Origin of the sequence: Pseudomonas sp. Eqa60, from assembly GCF_018326405.1 — a bacterium.
In the GTDB taxonomy this organism is placed as follows: Bacteria; Pseudomonadota; Gammaproteobacteria; order Pseudomonadales; family Pseudomonadaceae; genus Aquipseudomonas; species Aquipseudomonas protegens.
Map to the genome: position 1 here is coordinate 5,274,990 of NZ_AP024342.1, position 23,406 is coordinate 5,298,395.

The 23,406-nt window shown below is 65.2% G+C and carries 25 protein-coding genes; 9 read left to right on the forward strand and 16 right to left on the reverse strand.

The features are described from left to right. Positions 1-58: 58 nt before the first annotated feature. Together KI242_RS23690 and KI242_RS23695 are read left to right on the forward strand one after the other, a co-directional pair. The gene (locus KI242_RS23690; RefSeq protein ID WP_019093601.1) at positions 59-1,186 is read left to right on the forward strand and encodes a glycerophosphodiester phosphodiesterase; all 1,128 of its coding nucleotides are present in this window, start codon (positions 59-61) and stop codon (positions 1,184-1,186) included. Next, complete coding sequence (locus tag KI242_RS23695) at positions 1,187-1,867, forward strand: helix-turn-helix domain-containing protein (RefSeq protein WP_212805605.1); 681 nt, start codon at positions 1,187-1,189, stop codon at positions 1,865-1,867. Here KI242_RS23695 and KI242_RS23700 read toward each other — a convergent pair. After that, positions 1,845-2,756, reverse strand: a complete 912-nt coding sequence (locus KI242_RS23700) for a sterol desaturase family protein (RefSeq protein ID WP_019096096.1) — start codon at positions 2,754-2,756, stop codon at positions 1,845-1,847. The two genes, KI242_RS23695 and KI242_RS23700, sit on opposite strands and share 23 nt — an antisense overlap. Before the next feature lie 155 nt (positions 2,757-2,911). Here KI242_RS23700 and KI242_RS23705 point away from each other — a divergent pair, with 155 nt between their 5' ends. After that, positions 2,912-3,229: a PepSY domain-containing protein gene (locus KI242_RS23705; protein ID WP_011062798.1), complete on the forward strand. Its 318-nt coding sequence runs from the start codon at positions 2,912-2,914 to the stop codon at positions 3,227-3,229. 70 nt (positions 3,230-3,299) lie between these two features. On the opposite strand, the gene KI242_RS23710 is transcribed toward KI242_RS23705, so the two are convergent. Together KI242_RS23710 and KI242_RS23715 are read right to left on the reverse strand one after the other, a co-directional pair. Then, complete coding sequence (locus KI242_RS23710) at positions 3,300-3,743, reverse strand: hypothetical protein (protein WP_053159831.1); 444 nt, start codon at positions 3,741-3,743, stop codon at positions 3,300-3,302. 110 nt (positions 3,744-3,853) lie between these two features. Continuing rightward, positions 3,854-5,479, reverse strand: coding sequence for a methyl-accepting chemotaxis protein (locus tag KI242_RS23715; protein ID WP_011062800.1), 1,626 nt, complete (start codon positions 5,477-5,479; stop codon positions 3,854-3,856). A 273-nt stretch (positions 5,480-5,752) separates the two neighbouring features. On the opposite strand from KI242_RS23715, the gene KI242_RS23720 reads away from it, so the two are divergent. Beyond that, entirely contained in the window at positions 5,753-6,775 is a 1,023-nt protein-coding gene (locus KI242_RS23720; protein WP_011062801.1) for a transporter, read from the forward strand. A gap of 241 nt (positions 6,776-7,016) precedes the next feature. Continuing rightward, positions 7,017-8,627, forward strand: coding sequence for an inorganic phosphate transporter (locus KI242_RS23725; protein WP_015636700.1), 1,611 nt, complete (start codon positions 7,017-7,019; stop codon positions 8,625-8,627). A 134-nt stretch (positions 8,628-8,761) separates the two neighbouring features. Here the strand turns inward: KI242_RS23725 and KI242_RS23730 are convergent, their stop codons facing one another. The 5 genes from KI242_RS23730 to KI242_RS23750 form a co-directional block, all read right to left on the reverse strand. Beyond that, the gene (locus KI242_RS23730; protein WP_015636701.1) at positions 8,762-9,736 is read right to left on the reverse strand and encodes a biotin-dependent carboxyltransferase family protein; all 975 of its coding nucleotides are present in this window, start codon (positions 9,734-9,736) and stop codon (positions 8,762-8,764) included. Next, positions 9,733-10,605 carry an allophanate hydrolase subunit 1 gene (locus tag KI242_RS23735; RefSeq protein ID WP_053159833.1) on the reverse strand — a complete coding sequence of 291 codons (873 nt, stop codon included), beginning with the start codon at positions 10,603-10,605 and terminating at the stop codon, positions 9,733-9,735. Before KI242_RS23735 ends, KI242_RS23730 begins: the two co-directional genes overlap by 4 nt. Then, complete coding sequence (locus tag KI242_RS23740; protein ID WP_212805606.1) at positions 10,602-11,975, reverse strand: acetyl-CoA carboxylase biotin carboxylase subunit; 1,374 nt, start codon at positions 11,973-11,975, stop codon at positions 10,602-10,604. The genes KI242_RS23735 and KI242_RS23740 overlap by 4 nt, the downstream gene beginning before the upstream one ends. Before the next feature lie 10 nt (positions 11,976-11,985). Then, complete coding sequence (locus tag KI242_RS23745) at positions 11,986-12,228, reverse strand: acetyl-CoA carboxylase (RefSeq protein WP_212805607.1); 243 nt, start codon at positions 12,226-12,228, stop codon at positions 11,986-11,988. A 95-nt stretch (positions 12,229-12,323) separates the two neighbouring features. Continuing rightward, complete coding sequence (locus KI242_RS23750) at positions 12,324-13,082, reverse strand: 5-oxoprolinase subunit PxpA (protein WP_015636704.1); 759 nt, start codon at positions 13,080-13,082, stop codon at positions 12,324-12,326. Positions 13,083-13,281: 199 nt separating this feature from the next. On the opposite strand from KI242_RS23750, the gene KI242_RS23755 reads away from it, so the two are divergent. Then, positions 13,282-14,199 (forward strand): LysR family transcriptional regulator, encoded by a 918-nt coding sequence (locus KI242_RS23755; RefSeq protein WP_011062808.1) that lies wholly within the window; start codon positions 13,282-13,284, stop codon positions 14,197-14,199. A gap of 60 nt (positions 14,200-14,259) precedes the next feature. On the opposite strand, the gene KI242_RS23760 is transcribed toward KI242_RS23755, so the two are convergent. The 4 genes from KI242_RS23760 to KI242_RS23775 are packed head-to-tail and all read right to left on the reverse strand — an operon-like array spanning position 14,260 to position 17,747. After that, a complete protein-coding gene (locus tag KI242_RS23760; RefSeq protein WP_019093594.1) occupies positions 14,260-14,844 on the reverse strand; it encodes a PqiC family protein in 585 nt (194 codons plus the stop codon). Then, positions 14,841-16,532: an MlaD family protein gene (locus KI242_RS23765; RefSeq protein WP_212805608.1), complete on the reverse strand. Its 1,692-nt coding sequence runs from the start codon at positions 16,530-16,532 to the stop codon at positions 14,841-14,843. Before KI242_RS23765 ends, KI242_RS23760 begins: the two co-directional genes overlap by 4 nt. Beyond that, entirely contained in the window at positions 16,525-17,139 is a 615-nt protein-coding gene (locus KI242_RS23770; RefSeq protein ID WP_011062811.1) for a paraquat-inducible protein A, read from the reverse strand. The genes KI242_RS23765 and KI242_RS23770 overlap by 8 nt, the downstream gene beginning before the upstream one ends. Further along, positions 17,139-17,747, reverse strand: coding sequence for a paraquat-inducible protein A (locus KI242_RS23775; protein WP_015636707.1), 609 nt, complete (start codon positions 17,745-17,747; stop codon positions 17,139-17,141). Before KI242_RS23775 ends, KI242_RS23770 begins: the two co-directional genes overlap by 1 nt. A gap of 151 nt (positions 17,748-17,898) precedes the next feature. On the opposite strand from KI242_RS23775, the gene KI242_RS23780 reads away from it, so the two are divergent. Next, complete coding sequence (locus KI242_RS23780) at positions 17,899-18,546, forward strand: TetR/AcrR family transcriptional regulator (protein ID WP_072450736.1); 648 nt, start codon at positions 17,899-17,901, stop codon at positions 18,544-18,546. 7 nt (positions 18,547-18,553) lie between these two features. Here KI242_RS23780 and KI242_RS23785 read toward each other — a convergent pair whose 3' ends face one another. Then, positions 18,554-18,988 carry a multidrug/biocide efflux PACE transporter gene (locus KI242_RS23785; RefSeq protein WP_011062813.1) on the reverse strand — a complete coding sequence of 145 codons (435 nt, stop codon included), beginning with the start codon at positions 18,986-18,988 and terminating at the stop codon, positions 18,554-18,556. Between the two features lie 88 nt (positions 18,989-19,076). Between KI242_RS23785 and KI242_RS23790 the strand changes: the two genes are divergently transcribed. Next, on the forward strand, positions 19,077-19,931 hold the full coding sequence (locus tag KI242_RS23790) for a LysR family transcriptional regulator (RefSeq protein WP_015636709.1): 855 nt from the start codon (positions 19,077-19,079) through the stop codon (positions 19,929-19,931). A gap of 22 nt (positions 19,932-19,953) precedes the next feature. Here the strand turns inward: KI242_RS23790 and KI242_RS23795 are convergent, their stop codons facing one another. After that, positions 19,954-20,778 (reverse strand): LysR family transcriptional regulator, encoded by an 825-nt coding sequence (locus KI242_RS23795; RefSeq protein ID WP_212805609.1) that lies wholly within the window; start codon positions 20,776-20,778, stop codon positions 19,954-19,956. A gap of 111 nt (positions 20,779-20,889) precedes the next feature. On the opposite strand from KI242_RS23795, the gene KI242_RS23800 reads away from it, so the two are divergent. Further along, complete coding sequence (locus KI242_RS23800) at positions 20,890-21,615, forward strand: SDR family oxidoreductase (protein WP_015636711.1); 726 nt, start codon at positions 20,890-20,892, stop codon at positions 21,613-21,615. A gap of 52 nt (positions 21,616-21,667) precedes the next feature. Here KI242_RS23800 and KI242_RS23805 read toward each other — a convergent pair whose 3' ends face one another. Both KI242_RS23805 and KI242_RS23810 read right to left on the reverse strand, forming a co-directional pair. Continuing rightward, positions 21,668-22,915 (reverse strand): RNA polymerase sigma factor, encoded by a 1,248-nt coding sequence (locus tag KI242_RS23805; protein ID WP_011062817.1) that lies wholly within the window; start codon positions 22,913-22,915, stop codon positions 21,668-21,670. After that, positions 22,915-23,406: an SRPBCC family protein gene (locus tag KI242_RS23810; protein ID WP_011062818.1), complete on the reverse strand. Its 492-nt coding sequence runs from the start codon at positions 23,404-23,406 to the stop codon at positions 22,915-22,917. The genes KI242_RS23805 and KI242_RS23810 overlap by 1 nt, the downstream gene beginning before the upstream one ends.

The following is a 23,406-nucleotide window of genomic DNA, read 5'->3' on the forward strand; positions in this document are numbered from 1 at the left end:
GTCATCGAGTTGTTAAAAGATATCCCCTTGCACACGCCCCCACGAAAGGATTTCGAGCATGCCCGCGACCTTCACCCCTTGTGCCCTGATGCTGGGCCTGATGCTCGCTTGCGGACTGGCCCAGGCCTCTGAACAGCCTGGCCCGGACGCCCTGGCCGCTCGCCAGGGGATTCCACAGCCAGCGGTGATCGCCCACCGCGGCGCCTCTTTCGATGCCCCCGAATCCACCGCGGCTTCCTACACGCTGGCCCGGGACCTGGGCGCCGACTACCTGGAAATGGACCTGCAACGCAGCAAGGATGGCGTGCTCTTCGCCCTGCACGACAACAACCTGCAACGCACCACCGACGTGGCGCAGAAATTCCCCGAACGCAAGGACAGCCCGGCCAACGCCTTCACCATGGCGGAACTGAAAACCCTCGACGCCGGCAGCTGGTTCAACCAGGCCCACCCGGAGCGGGCGCGGCCGGGCTTTGCCGGGCTGAAGATCCTCACCCTGGATGAAATCATCGACATCGCCCAGGGCAATGCGCAGCACAAGCCCGGGCTGTATATCGAGACCAAGGAACCCCAGCTGTTCCCCGGTATCGAGCACGACCTCAAGGAAAAACTCCAGGACCGTGGCTGGCTGAGCCCGGCCGGTTCCAAGCTGGCGAAAAGCGAACTGGCGGTGGGCCAGGGCAAGGGCAAGGTGGTGCTGCAGACCTTCGACAAGCACAGCCTGGAACTGCTGCACCAGGCAATGCCCAACGTGCCGAAAGTACTGTTGCTTTGGGTCGCGCCCGGCAGTATCGAACCCGCGTCCGGCCAGAGCTTCGCCAGCAGCGGCGAAACCGACAAGGCCGCGTTCTATGCCCGGCAGCAGCCCAAGGACCAGGCCGAGTTCAAGCGCTGGGTGGATTTCGCCAAGGCCCAGGGTGCCATCGGCACCGGCCCTTCCGCGGCCCTGACCGGCGGTGGCGAGCAGAGCTACTCGGACCTGGTGCAACCCTGGATGAACCAGTACACCCACGACCAGGGCCTGCTGGTGCACGTCTACACCATCGACGAGCCGGTGGACTTCAAGAAGGTCATGGATGCCGGGGTCGATGGCATCTTCACCAACCGCAGTGCCGAACTGCTCAAGTACTTCAAGCGGCCGGCCAGTGCCAGCGTGGCGCAATTGCTGGACGCCAGCGGTTACTGAATGGCGGTTTCGCACTGGCACGGCGAGCTCTGGCTGGGCCGGGATTTCGGCCTGATCCACGGGGCGATGGGGCCAACCGAGCCCCATGCCCACTATGCCCATCAGCTGATCATCGCCCCCGGGCAACCGGTCACGGTGGCGCTCGCGGGCGGGCTGCAGAGCGCTCATTACCTGTTGATCCCGGCCTTGCAGCGCCACGCCATCGTTCAGGCTCCCGAGCAGGCCTTCACGGTGTACGCCGAGCCGCTGCTGATCGCCGTCGAAGACCTGCAAGCATGCGTCAGTGGCGCCGCCCCCTCACTGCCCGGCCTGGAAGCGGCGCTGCGCCGTTGCCCGCGCCAGCTCGTTGCCGACCCACGTGTAGCGCGGGCACTGCACGCCGTGGATGCCGCCCTGGAGGGCAAGGTGGCCGCCGCGCAACTGGCGGCCCGGGCCCATGTATCCCTGAGCCAGCTGGAGCGTCTGTTCGCCCGTGACGTCGGCCTGCCGGTAAGGCGCCTGGTGCTCTGGCGCCGCCTGCGCCTGGCCATGGCCCTGGTGCTGGAGGGCCAGACCCACACTGGCGCGGCACACGGCGCCGGGTTCGCCGACAGCGCGCACTTCTCCCGCACCCTGAAGAGCCTGTTCGGCGTCACCGCCAGCCAGGCCCTCAAGCACCTCAAGCCCCGCTTGCTGGTCTGACGCGCCGGCGCAACTGCTCGGGCACCACGGGTTCTGCCCCATAGCGCTGGGCCTTGAACGGCTCCAGCAACTGCGGCCAGTAATCCACCGGGTAGTCGGCACGGCTGCCAATCCCCAGGTCGCCCTGGCGCATGCAATAGTCATCGCGATAAAACGCGGTGCCCAGCAGCCAGTCCCAGAGATTGAAGAACAGCCCGAAGTTCACATCCCCGGCGCGTCCGTACTTCATGTGGTGAAAGCGATGCACCGGCGCCCAGGCGAAGATCCAGCGCAAAGGCCCCAGGCGCATGTCGACATTGGAATGCTGCAACAGCAGCTGGACGGCAATGGCCAGGGCCAGCAACTGCGCCACCGGCAGCGGGATGCCCAGCAACACCAGCGGCAGCAGCCCGGCCGAAGCTTCGATCAACTGGTGCAGGGGATGCTTGAGCAAGCCATTGAAACCGTACATGCGCTGCACACTGTGATGCACCGCATGCAAGCGCCAGAGCCAGGCCAGGCGGTGACTGGCGTAGTGGGCCAGGGTAATGCCGCAATCAGCGATCACGATGGCCAGCAGCAACTGCCCCCAGAGCGGCCAGCCCTGGGGCCAGAGCCCATCATGGGCCAGCAGCGCCACCAGCCCGGGCAACGCCAGCAGCCCCAGCGCATTGAGGCTTTCATTGACCAGGGCATGCAGGCTGTCGCGCAGCCGGTCGCCTTGGGAACGGTTCCAGCCAGGCTCATAGGGCAAGCACCATTCCGCCAGGAACGACACCCCCAGCGCAGCCCCGAACACCCCCAACAACCCGCTGGCAGACGCCGGCCCAGCACTCATCCACCACACCCCGGCGCCGATGAACCCGGCAAACACCAAGGGTGCGTACAACCATGCAAGCATTCGTTTCATTTGCTGCAGCTCCTGTAGGGAAAACCGCAGCTTGCGACCCGATGCCGGGGCGCGGCTTGAACAAACGACGCAAAGAGTGACCTGAATTAAGGGTGAATTAAGTTGCGTTGGCTAACCTGTGCCCATCGAAACCCATCACCCCAAGGAATCAACCCATGACCAAGTTCTCCGCCCTGTTCGCAGCCGCCGCCCTGACCCTGACCGCTGGCCTGGCCCAGGCCGATGTACGCCCGGACCTGATCCCCGGTCTGCTCAAGTCCGGCGCCATCATGGACCTGGAAAAACTCAACCAGGCCGCCCTCGCCCAGCACCCGGGCACCACCGCCGCCAGCATCACCGACACCGAGCTCGAGCAGACCGCCACTGGCGCCTACGTCTACCAGGTGGAACTGCGCGACAGCAAAGGCATCGAGTGGGACGTGGACCTGGATGCCAAGACCGGCAAGGTCCTGAGCAACAAGCAAGACAAGTAACCCCCCCGCCCCTACAAGGCCGCGCCCCGCTTCGGGAGCGCGGCCTTGTGCGTTGGGGCGTGCGGATCAGTCAGGCACTGGTGCTGACCAGGGAGCCTGAAGTACTGCTCTGGGATTGCTGCAGGGCCTGGAACAAGGCCGCGGTGGCGGTCTGCAACGAAGCGCTGGTGCTGGCCACCTGAGCCTGGGCTGCCGCTACTTGCGCGGCCTTGGCATCGGCACTTTCCTGCTTGCTCTGCGCGGCCTGCAACTGCTGCTGTTGCTCCTGCAATTGCTTTTGCAGTTCAGCGATCTGCTTGCGCAACTGCTTGACCGAGTCGCTGCTGGAATCATCGCTGCTGGAACTGCCGCCGGCCGCGCCAGCACCCGTGGCCGGCGCCTTGGTCGCGTCGCTGGCAGCAGTGGTACTGGCGGTGGAGGTCGCTGAAGTGTCGCTGTCCGAACTGCCGGCGATGCGGGTCTTGCTCGGGCTGACCTGGGTCTGGTTGATCGCGATGGAAGTGATGCTGACCATGGTGTGAGTCCTGTCGGGTGTGAAGATACCCGGTCATCGACACCCGCCCCGGCCACTTGAGAGTGATCGTGTATCGGCCTGGTAAGCAGGCCGATACACCCCGGCCGGCCTCAGGCGCTCAAGCGCGCCGTGACCTCGCTCAACTGCCCCGACAGGCCGTGCAGATTGCGGCTCGCCGCCTCGGTGCGCTGCACGTTGTCCAGATTGGTACTGGCGATGGACGTGATCTCGGTGAGGTTGCGGGAAATGTCCTCGGCCACCGACGTCTGCTCCTCGGCGGCGGTCGCGATCTGCCGGTTCATGTCGCGAATCGCTTCCACCGCTTCGGTGATGCGCTCGAGCATGGCCCCGGCTTCGGTCACCTGCTGCACGCTCTGCTCGCTGCGGGACTGGCCGCTCTCGATGGCCTGGGCCGCATCCACGGCCCCGGTCTGCACGCTCTGGATGATCTGGTTGATCTCGGTGATCGAGGCCGCGGTGCGCTGCGCCAGGCTGCGCACTTCATCGGCGACCACGGCAAAACCGCGCCCGGCCTCACCGGCCCGGGCCGCTTCGATGGCCGCGTTGAGGGCCAGCAGGTTGGTCTGTTCGGCAATGCCCTGGATCACTTCCAGGACCTTGCCGATGCGCCCGCTGTCGGCCTCCAGCCGGCGGATCACGGTGGCGGTGTTGGCAATCTCGCCACGCATCTGGGTGATGCTGTGGATGGTCTGCTGCATCACCTGTTCACCCTGCTGCGCCGACTGGTCGGCATCGTCTGCGGCACGAGCGGCGTCGGCGGCGTGGCGCGCCACTTCCTGGGCGGTGGCGGACATCTCGTTCATCGCCGTGGCCACCTGGTCCGTGCGGTTGAACTGCTCGTTGGTGCCCTGGGACATCAGGGTGGCGATGGAGTTGAGCTCGCCGCTGGAACTGTCCAGGTCCGAGGCACTGCGCTGCAAGCTGGCGAAGGTCTGGGCCAGGAAATCCCGCAGGGTGTTGGCGGCCATCGCCAGCTTGCCCAGTTCATCCTGACGCTCGCTGGCCACCCGCTGGGCCAGTTGGCCGCGGCTGAGCTGGGCGACATAGTCGATCAACTGACGGATCGGCTGCACCAGGCTGCGATTGACCAGCCACAGGCTGAGCAGGCCGATCAGCAAACCGGAAGCCAGCATCACCAGAATACCCAGCCACACCGTGCGGTCGGCCGCTGCACTGATCTCGGCGGACTGCCGGTCGCCGTGCTGGCGCAGCTCGGTCACCAGTTCGCTCATCTGCTCGCTGGTGGCCCGGTCCACGCCCTTGACCGCGGCATCGCCGGCACTCGGATCGGCACCGCCGGCCACATAGGCATCGCGGCCCTTCTGGTAGGCCGAACCCAACTGCCGGTGCTCATCCGCCAGGCGCTGCACCCGGCTCTTGAGGGAGGCGTCCAGCCCGGGGGTCTGCACCAACTGGCCGAGGATGTTCTGCACATCGCGCTGGCGGTCTTCGAACTGCTGCCAGTACTTGTTCAACTCCTGGGGCTGCTTGCCCCGCAACAATACGTTCTTCCACTCCTGCACCTGGCTCTTGAACTGCAGGTTGGCCTCGTCGATCAACTGCGAACTGCGCAGCGGACCTTCAATCAGCTCGCGGTAGCTCTGCACGCCACCGGACAGCAAATGAAAACTCGCCAGGGCGATCAACAACATCGCCAGCAGGCTACCGCTCAGCAGGGCAAGGATTTGCGCTCTCAGGGATTTTTGCAAAAACATCGAGGAGATCTCATGGCAGGGATAGAGCAGGCCCGATGAAGGCATGCGTAGTGCCGAACATCCCTGTAAGGCGCATTCGAGAGGGGTCGAATGAGTGCAGCGTAGGAGTGTGATCGGCCTGCGCAAGACAATCTTGAGTGCCGCCGACCATCGGTATGACGGGCTCCATCATGCACTTCAAAACGTCACAAAAATGTCAAAAAGCCTTGCCATGATGGGGCTCAAGTGAACCTGAGAAACCCGCGCCAGGCACTGTCCCTCCTGCGAGACTCCATGAACCACAGCATCGACCAGAGTCACCGTGATTCCGATCTGTTCGGCCTGCTCTACGGTTTCAGCTTTCGCCCCGGCGAACGGGGCCGCGAACTGGACTCGGCCAAGGCCCTGCAAGCCCTGCAACACCCCGAGGACAGCGAGGAGTTCCTCTGGCTGCACCTGAACCTGGCTCACGCCGCGTGCGAGCGCTGGATGAAGTCCCACCTGCAATTGCCCGACGAATTCTTCGAGGCCCTGCACGAAGGCTCGCGCTCGACCCGCATCGAACAGGTGGATTCGGCCCTGCTGGCGGTGGTCAACGACGTGGTGTTCAACTTCGGCAGCATGGTTTCCTCGGACATCTCCACCCTCTGGGTCTGCGCCCGCAGCCGCCTGATCGTCAGCGCCCGCCTGCAGCCGCTGCACTCGGTGGACAAGCTGCGCTCCTCGGTCAAGGCCGGAGAACGCTTTCGCTCGCCCCTGGAACTGCTGGTGCACCTGCTAAGGGACCAGGGCGAAGTGCTGACCCAGATCGTGCGCCGGACCAGCCTCAGCGTGGATCAGATCGAGGACCAGTTGCTGGCAGCCCGGGTCTCCACCAACCGTGCCGAACTGGGGGCCATGCGCCGGGTGCTGGTGCGCCTGCAACGGCTGCTGGCCCTGGAGCCGGGCTCGCTGCTGCGCCTGCTCAACCGCCCGCCGCAATGGTTGCAAAAGGAAGACGTCAAGGAGCTGCGCAAGTCCACCGAAGAGTTCGCCTTGATCATCAACGACCTCACCGCCCTGGGGGAGCGGATCAAGCTGCTGCAGGAAGAGATCGCCGCCAATCTCAACGAACAGACCAACCGCACCCTGTTCACCCTGACGGTGGTCACGGTGCTGGCGTTGCCGATCAACATCATCGCCGGTTTCTTTGGCATGAACGTCGGTGGCATTCCGTTCTCCGGCGACCCGGAGGGCTTCTGGATCCTGGTAGCGCTGGTGGCCACTTTCACCGTGATCGCCGGGCGCTGGGCCTTTCGCAAACGCCAGGACTACTGACCCCACCTTGTAGGAGCCGGCTTGCCGGCGAAGGCGTCCGCCAAGGCAGGTGCTTGGCTTGAGGGCCTCTTCGCCGGCAAGCCGGCTCCTACGGGATGAGCGGGATGGAGGGATGGTCGTGCGTGATCGATCTGATCAACGCAAGGGCTCAATTGCGCAAACCATGACCTGAGGCAGTCTCCCTGTAACATTCAGCAACGATCATGGACGCCATTCCTTCCAGCAACAGGATTGTCCAGCAATGGCCACCCCGTCCCTGACTGCCGCTTCGTCCAACCTCGACAGCAAACCGCAACTGGATAAAAAGCCCGGCCCCTTCACCCTCGTCGCCTTCTTCGCGGTGCTGGCCATGGGCTTGCTGTTCACCGCCTACAGCCTGGTGCACGACATGCACGAGCTGGGCACCACGGTCACCACCTGGACCCCGTTCCTGCTCCTGGGCGTGGCGTTGCTGATCGCCCTGGGCTTCGAGTTCGTCAACGGTTTCCATGACACCGCCAACGCCGTGGCCACGGTGATCTACACCCACTCGCTGCCGCCGCAGTTCGCGGTGGTCTGGTCCGGCCTGTTCAACTTCCTCGGCGTACTGCTGTCCAGCGGCGCGGTGGCTTTCGGCATCATCGCCCTGCTGCCGGTGGAACTGATCCTGCAGGTGGGTTCCTCCGCCGGTTTCGCGATGATCTTCGCCCTGCTGATCGCCGCCATCCTATGGAACCTCGGCACCTGGTGGCTGGGCCTGCCGGCTTCGTCTTCCCACACCCTGATCGGCTCGATCATCGGTGTCGGCGTGGCCAATGCCCTGATGCATGGCCGCGACGGCACCAGCGGCGTGGACTGGGGCCAGGCCACCAAGGTCGGCTACGCCCTGCTGTTCTCGCCCCTGATCGGCTTCGTGTTCGCCGCCCTGCTGCTGTTGGCCCTGCGCCTGTTCGTCAAGAACCGAGCCCTGTACAAGGCACCCAAGGGCGACGCACCGCCGCCCTGGTGGATTCGCGGGCTGCTGATCCTGACCTGCACCGGCGTGTCCTTCGCCCACGGTTCCAACGACGGCCAGAAAGGCATGGGCCTGATCATGCTGATCCTGGTGGGCACCCTGCCCATGGCCTACGCCTTGAACCGCACCATGCCCGCCGACCAGTCGCTGCAATTCGCCGCGGTGGCCGAAGTCACCCAGCAGGCCCTGGTGAAGAGTGCCCCGCAACCGGCGCCGGCCGATTCCCGCGCGGTGCTCTCCGAGTACATGCGCAGCAAGGAAGCGACACCGGAACTGATCCCCGCGCTGGCCGCCCTGACCGGCGCCATCGGCACTGAAGTGAAGGGCTACGGTTCGCTGGCCAAGGTGCCCGCCGAAGCCATGGGCAACGTGCGCAACGACATGTACCTGACCAGCGAGGCGATCCGCCTGATGGACAAGAATCAGGTAGGCCACTTCGACCAGGACACCCGGGACAAACTGCAACTGTTCAAGCAACAGATCGACAACGCCACGCGCTTCATTCCGCTGTGGGTGAAGATCGCCGTGGCCATCGCCCTTGGCCTGGGCACCATGGTGGGCTGGAAGCGCATCGTGGTCACCGTTGGCGAAAAGATCGGCAAGACCCACCTGACCTACGCCCAGGGTGCCTCGGCGGAAACCGTGGCGATGCTGACCATCGGCGCGGCGGACATGTTCGGCCTGCCGGTGTCCACCACCCATGTGCTGTCCTCGGGGGTGGCCGGGACCATGGTCGCCAATGGCGGCGGCTTGCAGATGCGCACCATCCGCAACCTGGCCATGGCCTGGGTGCTGACCCTGCCGGCGGCGATCCTGCTGTCCGGCAGCCTGTACTGGTTGTTCACTCAGCTCTTCTGAGGGGGCTTGCCTCCCCCCTCTGTAGCCGCTGCCGAGCCTGCGAGGCTGCGAAAAGGCCCGCGGGGCCTTGCCTGGCGATCCCTCGCCAAACCTGCAGCAACCTCAGGCTCCCAGCGGCTACACGAGCAAGAGGGTCAGGAAGGGAACAACTTGCTCAGGCAACTGAGCTTTTTCTTGTAGGAACGCCGGGCCTCCAGCGCTTCTTCCAGGGTCACCGCGACAAAACGGGCCTTCTGGTTGGGCTGCATCTGGCCGATCAGGTCGAGGTCGGCGCTGATCACCGTGCCGATCATCGCGTAGCCACCACCGGACACCGCGTCCCGGTGCAGGACGATGGGTTCGAGCCCCGCCGGCACCTGGATCGAACCGATGGGATAGCAGCTGTCGACGATGTTCGACGGATCGGAACCGGCACCGAACGGCTGCTCCCGGGGCTGGAAGCTCAAGGCGCTGCCGCCCTTGAAGCGATAGCCGATGCGGTCCGCCTCCGAGCCCACGGTCCAGGGTTCGGCGAAGAAGCTGGCCTTGGCCGCCTCGCTCAAGCGCTCGTAGTACAGGCCCGGCACCACCCGCAGGGTGATTTCGCCCCCCAGGGACTGGCGCAGCGCCATGGGCAAGCTGGCACCGGGACGGCTTTTGCCGCTGGCGACGCCCACCGGCAGCTCATCACCCGCCACCAGGCGCCGGCCCTGGAAACCACCCAGGGTACCCAAGGCGTAAGTCGAGCGGCTGCCCAGCACCAGCGGCACATCGATGCCACCGGCCACCGCCAGATACGCCCGGGCCCCGGCCTTGGGAAAGTCGAAGCGCAGCACTTGCCCGGCCTTGACCGCAAAGGCGGTGTCCAGGTGCATGTCCACGCCATCGAGCTTGGGGGTCATGTGGGCACCGCAGACCGCCACCAGGGCATCGGTGCTGAATGCAAGCTCAGGGCCGAGCAAGGTGCACTCCAGCCCCGCTGCCCCCGCCGGGTTGCCCACCAGCTGGTTGGCGGCGCTCAGGGCGTACTGGTCCAGGGCCCCGGACGGCGGAATCCCCAGGTGATAGAAACCTTCGCGACCCAGGTCCTGTACCGATGTGGCCAGGCCCGGTTTGATGACCTTGATCATGCCAGCACCTCCTGCAGCGACGTGGGATAGCCGACCGGGTCGGCGAGAAAGGCATCCAGGGAAAACTCCACCTCGCGGATGCGCAAGTCGAAACGCCCGGCCTCGACCTCGGCCACGGCAAGGTCATAGGCCTGGCGGTCAATGGGCTTGAACTGCACGATGTCCCCCGGACGGAAGAACACCATGTGCTGCTTGAGGTAGGCCAACTGTTGCTGCGGGTCGTAGATCGGCGCCGGGGTGACGCCGAACATCTGGTAGCCGCCGGCACCGCGCACCGAGTAGATGCAGCCGAAACAGCCGCCATGGCCCAGGGTCAGTTTGGGCGTATCGGTGCGCGGCCGCAGGTACTTGGGCACCTGCAGTTGCCGTTCACGTTCGACCATCTGGAACATGAACGGCAGGCCCGCCACAAAGCCCACCATGGAGACGAACCAGGGCGCGCCGCTGTGGGCGGCGATAAAGGCTTCGACATCCGCCAGGCCGTTGATCCGCGCCGCGTACTCAAGATCGGTGGCGCTGGGGTCCTGGTGCCGGTCGCGAAAGCGCATCAGGGTTTCATGGGTCCAGGGGTCGTTGTAGAGCACCGGGATCTCGATGATCCGGGTATGCAGGCTGCGCTCGGCCACCGCGCAGGCCTCGGCCTGTTGCACCGCCTCCAACAGGGTGTGCGGGGCGATGCGGTCCGGGTCGAAGCGGATCTGGAACGAAGCATTGGCCAGGCACACATCCAGCACGCCATCCAATTCCAGGCGCTCCACCGCGCGGGTTACCGCCATGCCCTTGAAGAAGGCTTCCAGGGACATGCTGTCGCTGACTTCGGCGAACAGGTGCTCGTCGGCACCAAAGCTGTAGCGGATCGGCTGGCTCATGCGACACCTCCGGCGCGGCGCTCGGCCAGCCAGGTTTCCAGGGTTCCCGTGTGAAAATCGGCCTGCTGCAACCAGGGTTCGGCCAGCAGTTCACGGTGCAGCGACAAGGTACTGGCCATGCCGGTCAAAGTGGTGTGTTCCACGGCCAGCCGCGCCCGGGCCAGGGCCTCGCCACGGTCACGGCCGTGGACGATCAGCTTGGCCAGCAGCGAGTCGTAATAAGGCGGCACAGCATAGCCCGGGTACAAGTGACTATCGACCCGTACCCCCGCCCCTTGCGGCCAGATCAGTTGCTCGACCTTGCCCGGGCTGGGGAAGAAATCCCGCGCCGGATCTTCGGCGTTCAGGCGCATCTGCAAGGCCGCGCCGTTAAGCCGGATATCACTCTGGCGCAAACCCAGGGGCTCGCCCCCGGCAATACGCAGCATGGCCTGGACCAGATCGATGCCGGTGATCAGCTCGCTGATGGGGTGCTCCACCTGAATCCGCGTGTTCATCTCGATAAAGAAGAACTCGCCGGTGCTGTCGTCGTAGAGGTATTCCAGAGTGCCCGCGCCCTGGTAGCCCAAGGCTTCGGTGAGGCGCACGGCGCTGCTGCACAACTGCTCACGCTGCTCGGCACTGAGTACCGGCGACGGCGCTTCCTCGAAGATCTTCTGCCGCCGCCGTTGCAGCGAACACTCGCGTTCGAACAGGTGCACCGCGTGTTTGCCATCGCCCAACACCTGGACTTCGATGTGCCGCGCACGGCCAATGAAACGCTCCAGGTACACTGCGCCGTTGCCGAACGCGGTCTGGGCTTCGCGTTGCGCCCGAGGGAATTCCTCGGCCAATTGCGCCGCGTCCCGGGCCAGGCGGATCCCGCGCCCGCCACCGCCGGCACTGGCCTTGATCAACAGCGGAAAGCCCACGACTTCAGCGGCCGCCAGCGCACTGTCCAGGTCGAAGAGTTCTCCTGGGGAGCCCGGTACCACCGGCACTCCCGCCGCCTGCGCAGTGCGCCGGGCTTCGGCCTTGTCACCCATGCGGCGGATGGTTTCGGCACTGGGACCGACGAAGATCGCCCCGGCCTCGACCACCGCCTCGGCGAAGTCGGCATTCTCGGAAAGAAAGCCATAGCCCGGATGTACCGCGTTGGCACCGCTGGCCTGCAAGGCACCGAGCAGGGCCTGGACATTCAGGTAGCTCTTGTCGGCCCGCGCCGGGCCGATGATCTGTACTTCATCGGCCATACGTGCGGCCATGGAATCGGCATCCGCCTCACTGCAGGCGGCAACGGTGGGAATCCCCAGGGCCTTGGCCGCGCGAATGATGCGCACGGCAATCTCGCCACGGTTGGCCACCAGCAATTTGTTGATTGATCCAGTCATGCCCCGGCCCTCACTGTTCGAGCGTCGCGACGACCTGACCCGGTTCCACCGGATCACCGTCTTCCACCAGAAAGGCGCTGACTTGAGCCGCGCTCCCGGCGGTCAGTTCGGAAAACTGCTTCATGACTTCGATCAGGCCGATCACGGTATCGGCGCTGACGCTGTCGCCGACCTCGACGAAAGGCGCCGACTCCGGGGTGGCCTTGCGATAAAAGGTGCCCGGCAAGGGGGTGATAACACTGTATTCGGCCATGTCTGTTCCTTTTGGAATAGTTGTAGAAAGGCAGGCAAAAAAAACAAAACCAGATGAGCCCCGCGTCTGTGCACGGTGCTTCGTGTCGATGCGCCTCAACGCGGTGCGCGGACCTCGATACCGGCCTGATCCAGCGCCGTTCGGGTGGCCTGCACCAGGTCCAGGGCGCCGGGGGTGTCGCTGTGCAGGCAGATGGAATCGAACTCGAGGAACAGCTCCTCGCCTTCGACGGTGCGTACCAGGCCGGTCTGGCAGGCGCGCAGCACCTTGGCCGCCACGGCTGCCGGGTCCAGGGCGCGGACGTTGCGGGTAAACACGATGGAGCCGCTGAGGTCGTAGTCGCGGTCGGCGTAGAACTCGCGGATCACCGGCTGCCCCAGCTCCTGGGCCACACGCCAGATCACCGAATTGGGCATGCAATACAGCAGCAACTCGGGCTCCAGCCGGCGCAGGTTTTGCACCAGCAGCCGCGCCGCTTCCTCGTCCCGGGCCAGGTGCATGTAGAGCGCACCATGCGGCTTGATGTGCTGCAGCTTCACGCCTTGTACCCGGGCCATTTCCCGCAGGGCGCCAAGCTGATAGAGCATGTCGTCCACCAGCTCCTGGGCCGGGGCATTGATGTGCCGGCGGCCGAAACCCACCAGGTCGCGAAACCCCGGATGGGCGCCGATGGCCACCCCCAGGCGCTTGGCCTGTTCGATGGTGCGGCGCATGGTGCCGGGGTCGCCGGCGTGAAAGCCGGTGGCGATATTGGCCGAGCTGATAAAGCCCATCAGCTCGTTGTCGACGCCATCGCCGATGGTCCACGGGCCGAAGCTCTCGCCCATGTCCGAATTGAAATCCACTGCCTGCATCACTGTTGCTCCAACTCTCGTGACTTCGTGCGACGAAAATTAGAGCGCCCTTGACCCCTTGGGAAGATCTATTATCAGATAGAGCTTGTTCTGAAAAACAGATAAAGCTAACAGGCAGCGTGATGCGTGACGGCGCAGGCGCTTGCACGATCGCTTTCGCCGGCAAGCCGGCTCCTGCAGCGTTAGAGGGGAATGGGCCGTGTCGTTGACCTTGCGCCAGGTGCGCTATTTCGTTGCTACCGCCGAGATCGGGCAGATTTCCCAGGCGGCGCTGCACTTGAATATTTCCCAGTCGGCGGTGACCACGGCGATCAAGGAGCTGGAGGCGATGCTCGCCGTGCAGCTGTTCGTGCGCTCGGCCCAGGGCATGAACCTGACCGATGCCGGGCGGCATTTTCTCAACCGCGCCTACGTGATCCTGCGCAGCGTCGAAGATGCCCTGAACAGCCCGTTGCCGGACTATCGGGCCAGCGGCGTATTGCACCTGGCGGCCAGCTACACAGTGATCGGCTACTTCCTGCCGCACCACCTGCAGCGCCTGCAGCACTGGCACCCGGACGTCACCATCGAGCTCCATGAACAGGAACGCCAGGCCATCGAGCAAGGCTTGCTGGAAGGCCGCTTCGACATGGCAGTGGTACTCACCGCCAACCTGACGCACCCGGACATCGTCTCGCAGACCCTGTTCAACTCCGAGCGCCGGCTGTGGCTGCCGGCCCATCATCCGCTGTGCGAGCGCAGCAGCATCAGCCTGGCGGACGTGGCCGAGGAGCCGTTCATCCTGCTCACCGTCGACGAAGCCGAGCAAAGCGCCATGCGTTATTGGGAACAGGCCGGCCAGCAGCCCCGGGTGCGCGTGCGCACCAGCTCGGTGGAAGCGGTGCGCAGCATGGTGGCCAACGGCAGCGGCGTGGCGATCCTCTCGGATCTGGTGCACCGGCCCTGGTCACTGGAAGGCAAGCGTATCGAGACCCTGAGCCTGAGCGATGCGGTCACGCCCATGAGCGTGGGGCTGGCCTGGCACCGCGAGCGTACCTTCACCCCGGCCATGCAGGCCCTGCGCGATTATTTCCACGACGCCTTCCTGGCGCCCCAGCAACTCAGCGCCCGGCGCTGAGCGTGTGGCCCCGTCACCTGCTGAGCCGTTCGCAGCCTGCGCCAGCGGCTACAGGGTGATTCAGGGGCAGGTCCAGCGTTGCGCGGCGGCGGCGATCTGCCCGGCCAACTGGGCGATGGCCTGTTGATGGGCCTGGACCAGGCTGTTCAGTTCCACACCCGCCGGCTGGCGGATCTGGCTGCTGCAGGTCAGGCTGCGGGCCGGGCCGCCCTCACCCCGCTGGCGCAGGCTCCAGACCACATCGATCAGTGCATAGCGCCCGGGCAGGGACTCGAAGCGCCGCACATCGGTCTGCAACGACAGCACCGGGCGCCCGGGCTGCTTGGGCAGGCCTTCAAGGTTACGGGTACCCAGCTTCTGCTCCATCTGGCTGGCCAGGGCGTCGTGGAACTCATCCACCAGCGGCGCGCTCCAGCGCTGGGTTTCGAGGATCGCCAGGGTGCCGCTGTCCTGGCGCACCACCAGTTGCGGCTGGTCCACCTGGACCGGAATCCGCACCGTGGACATTTCGAACTGCGGGCCCCCGGTGCGGGCCGCGCTGCTGCCTTCGGCCACCGGTGGCAGCAGGGTGTAGTAATGGGTGGGCGCGGAGCTGCAGGCGGCAAGTCCCAGGGTCAGGCAGAGCAACAGGGCACGGGTTTTCATGGCTGGGCTTCCGGTACGGATTCGCGAACAGAGGAGGATGGCGACTGGTAGGCATCCGGTTGATTGTCTTTGAGGCGCCCGCGGATCAGCGCTTCAGGATGACGCCCGAGGAAATCGCTGAGCACCCGCACCGAACGCGCGGTGCGCTGCACTTCCTCCATGGCCTGGCCGAGTTTCTGCCGCTGCGGCGAGTCTTCGGAGAAACTCTCGTTGGCGCTGGCCAGGGTCTTCTTGGATTGCTCCAGGGTGTCGCGCATCTGTGGCAGCACTTCGCCGTTGACCTGTTTGAGGGTCTTCTGCATCTCCGCCAGGCTGCCATTGAGGTTGGCGGCAATGGAGTCGATCGGCAGCTTGCTGATCTTGTCCACCACGGCCTGCAACTGCTCCTGCAACTTGTCCATGCTGCCAGGCACAGTGGGAATCTCCAGGGGCCGTGCGGTAGCGTCATAGGCCACCGGCTTGGCGTTGGTGACAAAGTCCAGGGAGATGTACAGCTGGCCGGTCAGCAGGTTGCCGCTGCGGGGCTGGGCGCGCAGGCCGTTCTTGACGAAGGCGCCGATCAGTTTCGCCGAGCGGGCGTCGTCTTCGCCGCCGGTCTGCTTCACCAGCTTTTCGTGGGCCTTGCCCAGCCGCTCGGGGTAGATCACCGCGCCGACCAGGGTCGGAAAATACTTGCGCTGCTCGTCGTAGTCCAGGTCCATGGACACCACCTTGCCGATGTTCACCCCGAGGAACTCCACCGGGGCATTCACCGACAGGCCGCGCAAGGCCTGGTCGAAGCGCATGCGAATGTAATAGGGCGCGCCGTCGGGCGGCGCCAGGGCGGTGTCCTGGTCGCCGAACAGGGTGTACTCGGCGTTCTCGTCAGCCGGCTTGGCGTTGGGGCTGTACTTGGGTTCGACGAAGGCAATGCCGCCGGCGAGGATCGACGACACCGACTCGGTGTTGACCTTCAAACCGTTGGCGCCGAGGGTCACGTCGACGCCGCTGGCGTTCCAGAAACGGGTGTCGGTGGTGACGTACTTATCGTTGGGCGAGTTGACGAAGATCTTCACGTCCACGCCCTTGCCGCTGTTGGCCAACTGGTAGGACACCACCTGCCCCACCTCAATGCGCCGGTAATAGACCGGCGAGCCGATGTCCAGCGAGCCCAGGTCATCGGTGTGCAGGGTAAAGCGCTTGCCTTTCTGCCCATAGGTGATGGGCGGCGGGGTTTCCAGGCCCTTGAAGCTGTACTTGCGTTTTTCCGACTTGCCGGCATCGGCGCCGATAAAGGCCCCGGAAAGCAGGGTGTCGACCCCGGAAATGCCATTGGCGCCGATTCGCGGGCGCACCACCCAGAACAGCGAATCGTCGGCGGTGAAGGGTTCGGCGGACTGGTCCAGCTCGACCTTGGCCACCACCTTCTTGCGGTCGTCGCTCAGGGCGATGGAGGTCACCTTGCCGATCACCACGTTCTTGTACTTGACCTGGGTCTTGTTGGCTTCCAGGCCTTCGGCGGTCTGGAAGCTGATGCTGATTTCCGGCCCCGCCGAGAGTGAGTTGTGCACCACCATCGACAGCCCCACCAGGGCCGCGACAATCGGCACCAGCCACACCAGCGAGACATTGAAACGCCGCGTGCGCAGCGCCGGAGCGCCAGGAACGGGCGGGGGATTTGCTGCGTTGGAACCTGGATGATCAGACATCTTCAACCTCTGCGTCCCAGATAAGCCGGGGATCGAAACTCATGGCCGCCAACATCGTCAGCACCACCACCAAACCAAAAAACAGAATACCCATGCGCGGGTCGATCGAACTCAGGGCGCGAAACTGCACCAGGGCCGCCACCAGGGCCACCACCAGCACGTCGAGCATCGACCAGTAGCCGATCAGCTCGATGAAACGATAGAGCTTGGCCCGCTCGCGCTGGGCCCAGAGGCTGCGGCGCTGGCAGGTCACCAGCAGGGTGCCGAGGACAAAGAACTTGCTGCAGGGCACCACCACGCTGGCGATGAAGATCAGCAGGGCGATGTCCCAGGAACCGTGTTTCCAGAACTCCACCACGCCGCTCATGATGGTGTTTTCACTGGCGCTGCCAAAGATGCTGGTGTGCATCACCGGCAGCAGGTTGGCCGGAATGTAGAAGATCAGGCTGGCCAGGAGAAAGGCCCAGGTGCGCGCCAGGCTGTTGGGCTTGCGCGCATGCACCGGCGCATCGCAGCGCGGGCATTGATGCTCGGACGCCTGGCAGACCTGGCCACAGGTGTGGCACAGCATCAATTGGTGGTCCCGGGCGTAGGGCGGAGCGCTCATCAGTAGCGGCCCTCCAGGTCATCCCAGAGGTAGCGGATGTCCTTGCCGGAAATCAGGATGATCAGCACCGTGAGCATCGCCAGGGCCCACAGCCCCAGCCCCGGATGCACATCGAGCATCCCCGCCAGCTTGACGATGGCCACCAGGATCCCCAGCAGGCACACCTCCAGCATGCTCCAGGGCCGCAGGTGCTCCAGAGCGCGCATGCTGGCCTTGAAGCCGGGCGCGGCGCGCCCCACATTGGCAAACCCCAGCACCCAGCACAGCAGGATGATCTGCAGGCACGGCGCAAGAATGATGGTCAGGCCGGTGATCGCGGCAATCAGGCTGATGCGGCCCTGGGCCAGGGCCTCCACCGATTGCCAGAGGGTCGCCTCGTTGCTCAGGCCTTCGAGGCTGATCTTGATCACCGGAAACAGGTTGGCGAAGACGAACAACAACCCGGCGGTGATCGACAGGGCCAACAGCTGCTGCACACTCAGCCAACGGGCACGGGCCAGTACCGCGCCACAGCGCGAGCACTGGGCCGTCTGGCCTTTGCCGAGCGGCACGGACTCGTACAACGAATCGCAGTGTTCGCAGATGATCCAGTTGCGGGAAATAGTCATGGCCTTCAGATAGTCAGGAGGACAGCAGGTTCACTGAACGGAACCCGAAGCCGGGTATTTTCTGCAAAAGTAGAGGATGGTGTCTAGTTTTCTCTAGGACTGCACCCCACGCTCTACGCCATAATAGGCGCCCCCGGACATTTCGCTGACCATGACCGAATCCATTCCCTCCCCCGCCGCTCCCCACCGAGCCCCCAAACAGTCCCGTGGCCACGAACGGGTGATGGCGATCCTCGACGCTTGTGCCCGGCTACTGCCCAGCCAGGGGGCGGCGAACCTGACCATGCATGGCATCGCCCGGCTGGCCGGTACCTCCATCGGTTCGCTCTATCATTTTTTCAGTGACAAGCAGCAAGTGCTCGAAGCCCTGGGCCAGCGCCACATCGAAGCCCTGAGCACCATCACCAGCGACCTGCTGGCGGTTGCTCCGCAGGTCTGGACGGGGTCCAGTGGCCGGCAAGTGATAGAGCGCATGGTGCTGCCGATACTCGAATACCTGGAGCAGCACCCCGACCTGCTGCTGATGATCAACCCGGGGTTTGCCATGGGCCAGTTGCAGGCCCCGGACCTGCGCCTGCAGATCAAGAGCGTCTATCGCCAGGTCCTTGCGCTGCGCCTTCCCCAGGCCAGTGCCGCCGAGCGCGAGGCCTACGCCATGGCCATGCTCGGCCTGCCCATCGGCCTGTTCCACCTGGCCCTGGAACACCCCGAGTTCAAGAGCCAGCTGCTGCTCGAAGAAGTGCCGCGGGCGCTGGAAGCCTATCTGGCTGCCATCGAAGGGCGGCACCCGGCGCCCTGAAACCGGCTCAGTGAGCCAGGCGCTGTTGCAGCCACTTGTCCCGCAGCACGTCGTAGACCCAGTGATAGACATAGGTGTACGGCAGGAAAAACAGCAGCACGCCGATGTCCAGGATGAACGCCTGCAGCAGGCTGATATTCAGCCACCAGGCAATCATCGGTACGCCCACTGCCACCAGCCCGCCTTCGAACATCAACGCATGCAGGACCCGGGTCCAGCCGTTGTGGACCCACTGCAAGCGCTTGAGCAACCGGTCGAACAGGCCGTTGAACACCACGTTCCAGGCCAGGGCCAACAGGCCGATGCCGATGGTCACCAGGCCCATGTCGGCCATGGGCTTGTCCATGATCCAGGACAGCAGCGGGGTGCAGATCAGCACCGCCAGCAGTTCAAAACCTACCGCCTGGAAGATGCGTTCGTTAAGGGATTTCTGAAGGCTCATGGCCGGCTCCTTGAATGAATGTGTTGCCGATCTTCCAGGACAAGGCCGATACTTCATAATCAATAACCATCGAGCAGGGCGATAGTTCATGGCCTCACATGAAGTGCTCCTGGCGTTTGTCCAGGCAGCCACCCAAGGTTCCTTTTCCGCTGCCGCGCGCAAGCTGGGCAAGAGCCAGTCCACCATCAGCGCGGCGGTGGCCAGCCTGGAGATCGACCTCGACGTGCAGCTTTTCGACCGTTCCAGCCGCAAGCCCGGCCTGACCCCGGCCGGGCATGTGCTGCTGCAGCGTGCCGAAGCAATCCTGGCTGCCACCAGCCGCCTGGAAATGGCCGCCAGCCAGCTGTCCCAGGGCATTGAGGCGAAACTCACGGTGGCGCTGTCGGACACCTACCAGTCGGATCGCTTCGAAAGCAGCCTGAGCGCCTTCGAGCAGCGTTACCCGGACCTCGAGCTGGAATGCCTGATTGCCGAGTGCGAAGACCTGATCGCCCTGGTGCAGAGCGGCCGGGCGCAGATCGCCTTTGCCGAGATGCAGGCCGACTACCCGGCGGACCTGGAGCACAAGACCATGCAAGAGCGCAGTGAGATTTCCCTCTACGTGGCCTGCAAGCATCCCTTGGCGCAGCAGGCCCGGGTCGATGAGGAAAGCCTGCGCCAGCACCGTGAATTGCGTCTGGCCACCGTGCTCAACCCCTACGACAGCCGCTGCCAGGGCCGGGTCTGGTCGGCCCCCAGCTACCTGATGCTGCTGGAGATGGCCCAGGGCGGCTTTGGCTGGGCACCACTGCCGCGCTGGCTGGTGGAAGGTTTTGGCGCGGGCAAGTTGCAGGAGCTGAACGTGCGTGGCTGGCCGCGCACCGTGGCGGTGGACGCGCTCTGGTCGCGCCTGCACCCGCCAGGGCCGGCGGGCAGCTGGTTGCTGGCGCAGATGCTGCAATGACCGCGCTCGTCAGCGCCGCCCGCTAGCCGATTGGCCGCAGGGTGCGCAAGTAGTCATGCAGCGTGCGCAAGGTCGCCGACTCCAGCGCCTGCACGGCGTAGCACAAGCCGATCCGCCGGCTGAGCGCCGGCAGGTGCAAGGCCCGGCTTTCTACCCCCTCGCGGCCCTGCACCAGCGACAGCGGCAGCATCGCCACCCCCAGGCCCGCCGCCACCATGTTCAGCGCCTGTTTCAAGCTCCCGGCATGCCCGGCCTGGGCTTGCACAGCACCGCCATAGAGCGCCATCAGGCGCTGGTGCGAGGCGTGTTCCGGGCAAGTGACCCAGTCCTCCACCCGGGGCTGGGGCTGCTCTTGCTCCAGCAGCCTGTGCCCCACCGGCACCGCCAGCACATAAGGCTCCTCCCATAACGGCAGGAACAATTCGTCCTCGCAGCACAGCTCTTCCACCGCCAGGCGCGCGTCGCCGACACAGCCTTCCTGCAAGGTCAGCAACAGGTTGGGCAACGCCTGCTGGGCCATTCGTACGAAAGCGGAGACCTGGCTGTCGGCAATATCACCTTCTACTCCCAGCTCCAGCGCCAAACGGCTTTCGTCCTGGCGAAACAGACGGCTCAAGCTCTCGGCCTCGGCCACCATGCGCCGGGCCTGGGGATACAGCACCCGCGCCTGCTCGCTGACTTCAACACCCCGTGGCTGGCGCAGGAACAACTGCGCCCCCAACTCGTCCTCAAGCTGTTTGATGGTCACCGACAAGGTCGGCTGGCTGATGCACAAGCGCTGGGCGGCAGCGGTGATGTTGCGCTCCTCGAACACCGCAAGGAAGGCTTTGAGATGGCGGATATCCATAGGAAATACCGATGACAGACAGAGGAATAAGGCATTTTTCAGCCTCAAGAGGGCTAAATATACTGCCCGCCCCGTAAAGCCATGCATTTTTCTTATTCCTGGAGTCCTCCCATGAGCAAGCCTCTCGTCATCATCACCGGCGCCAGTTCGGGCATCGGCGAGGCCACCGCCCGCCTGCTGTCGGCGGCCGGCCATCCCCTCCTGCTGCTGGCCCGGCGCGTCGAGCGCCTGCACGCCCTGGAACTGCCCGACAGCCTGAGCCGCGCGGTGGACATCACCGACCGCGCCGCACTGCTGGCCGCCGTGGAGGAGGCCGAAGCGCGGTTCGGCCCGGCGGACGCCCTGATCAACAACGCCGGGGTCATGCTCCTGGGGGAAATCAGCCGGCAGGACCCGCAGCAGTGGGAGCGCATGCTCGACGTCAACGTCAAGGGGCTGCTCAATGGCGTGCACGCCGTGGTGTCCGGGATGATCGAGCGCCGCCAGGGCACCCTGATCAACGTCAGTTCGGTGGCCGGGCGCAAGACCTTTGCCAACCACGTGGCCTATGTCGGCACCAAGTTCGCGGTCCACGGGCTCTCGGAAAACCTGCGCGAAGAGCTGGCGCCGCACAATGTGCGGGTCATCACCATCGCCCCCGGTGCGGTAGAAACCGAACTGCTGAGCCACACCACCGACGAGGCCATCAAGGCCGGTTACCAGGCCTGGAAACAGGACATGGGCGGTACGGTGCTGAGTGCAGACGACGTGGCCGGGGCCATTGCCTTTGCCTACCAGCAGCCGCAGCAAGTGTGTATCCGCGAGATCGTCCTGGCGGCGACCCGGCAGCAGGCTTGAGCCGGGGCGAGGTTGGCGCCCCGGCGGGTTCGGTCGCAGCCTTCGGCAGCGGCTACTGGGGGAGCTGGGCCAGGCGCTGTTCGAGGAAGCGCCGCTCGGGGGCTTGCCGGACCAGGGCCAGGGCCCGCTGGTAGGACTGGCGCGCCGCGGCGATATGCCCCAGTTGCCGGCAGAAGTCGGCACGAGCGGCATGGGCCAGGTGGTAATCCTGCAAGTCGCCGCGCAGCAGGATCGCTTCCACTTGCGCCAGCCCGGCACCGGGCCCGTCGCGCTGGGCCAGGGCCACGGCACGGTTGAGCTCGATCACCGGCGAAGGCTGCAGGCGCAGCAGCACGTCATACAAACCGACGATCTGCGGCCAGTCGGTCTGTGCTGCACTCGGCGCTTCGGCATGCACCGCGGCAATCGCCGCCTGCAGGCAATAGGGCCCGGCCTGGCCGCTGCGCAGGCCGCGCTCTACCAGGGCACAGCCCTGCTCGATCAAGTCCTGCTGCCACAACCCGCGATCCTGCTCGTCCAGCAGGACCAGCTCGCCGTCGCTGGAAAGGCGCGCGCCACGCCGTGACTCGTGCAACAGCATCAGCGCCAGCAGGCCCATCACCTCCGCTTCCGGCAACAGTTCCAGCAGCAGGTAGCCCAGGCGGATGGCTTCGCGGGTCAGGTCCTCCCGGGTCAGCTCGGCGCCCATGGAAGCCGAATACCCTTCGTTGAACACCAGGTAGATCACCCGCAGCACGCTCTCCAGGCGCTCGGGCAGCTCGCTCAACGCCGGCACCTGGTAGGGAATCCGCGCATCGCGGATCTTCGCCTTGGCACGCACGATGCGCTGGGCGATGGTGGCCGGCGTGGCCAGAAAGGCCCGGGCGATTTCCTCGGTGCTCAGGTCGCAGATCTCCCGCAGGGTCAGGGGTACCTGGGCATCCGCCGCCAGCGCCGGGTGGCAGCAGGTGAAGATCAGGCGCAGGCGATCGTCTTGCACGTCCTCGGCGCTCCAGTCGTCCTGTTCCAGTTGCTCGAGCTGGCTGAGCAGCGCCGCCTGTGACGCCGCGAAGCGCGCCCGGCGACGCAGGGCGTCGATGGCCTTGAAGCGGCCGACGGACACCAGCCAGGCCCGCGGGTTGTCCGGCACGCCATCGCTGCGCCAGCGCTCCACCGCCACGAAGAAGGCTTCATGCAGCGCCTCCTCGGCCAGGTCGAAATCCCCCAGCAGGCGGATCAGGGTGGCGAGGATCCGCCGCGACTGCTCGCGGTAGACCTGCGCCACCGTTGCCGCGATGACTTCCCGAGGCTGGTCGCTCATCAGTCCGGCAGGTCCCGGGTGACCAGGGCCACCAGGCGCTCCAGGCTCTGCCCCCAGCCCTCGTGAAAGCCCATGGCCTCATGGGCCTTGCGATCGGCCTCGGTCCAGTGCATGGCGCGGGCAGTGTAGAGGGTCTGGTCGCCCTGCTCCTCGAAGGTCACTTCAGCGGTCATGAACGGCTTGCCCGAGGGGATCCAGCCCGGCAGGTAGGCGTCGGTAAACACCAGCCGCGACGGCGCGGCGATCTCCAGGAACACCCCCATGGTCGGGTACTCGCTGCCGTCCGGGGCGCGCATCAGGGTACGAAACTGGCCGCCGACCCACAGGTCCATTTCACACTCCGGAGTGGTCATGCCGTGGGGCCCCCACCATTGCGCCAGCAAGGCCGGCTCGGTCCAGGCGCGAAAGACCTTGTTGCGCGGCGCGTCGATCAGGCGGCTGATGGACAGTTCATGCTCGGCGGGCTTGCGGCCCGCGGTCTGGAAAGTCAT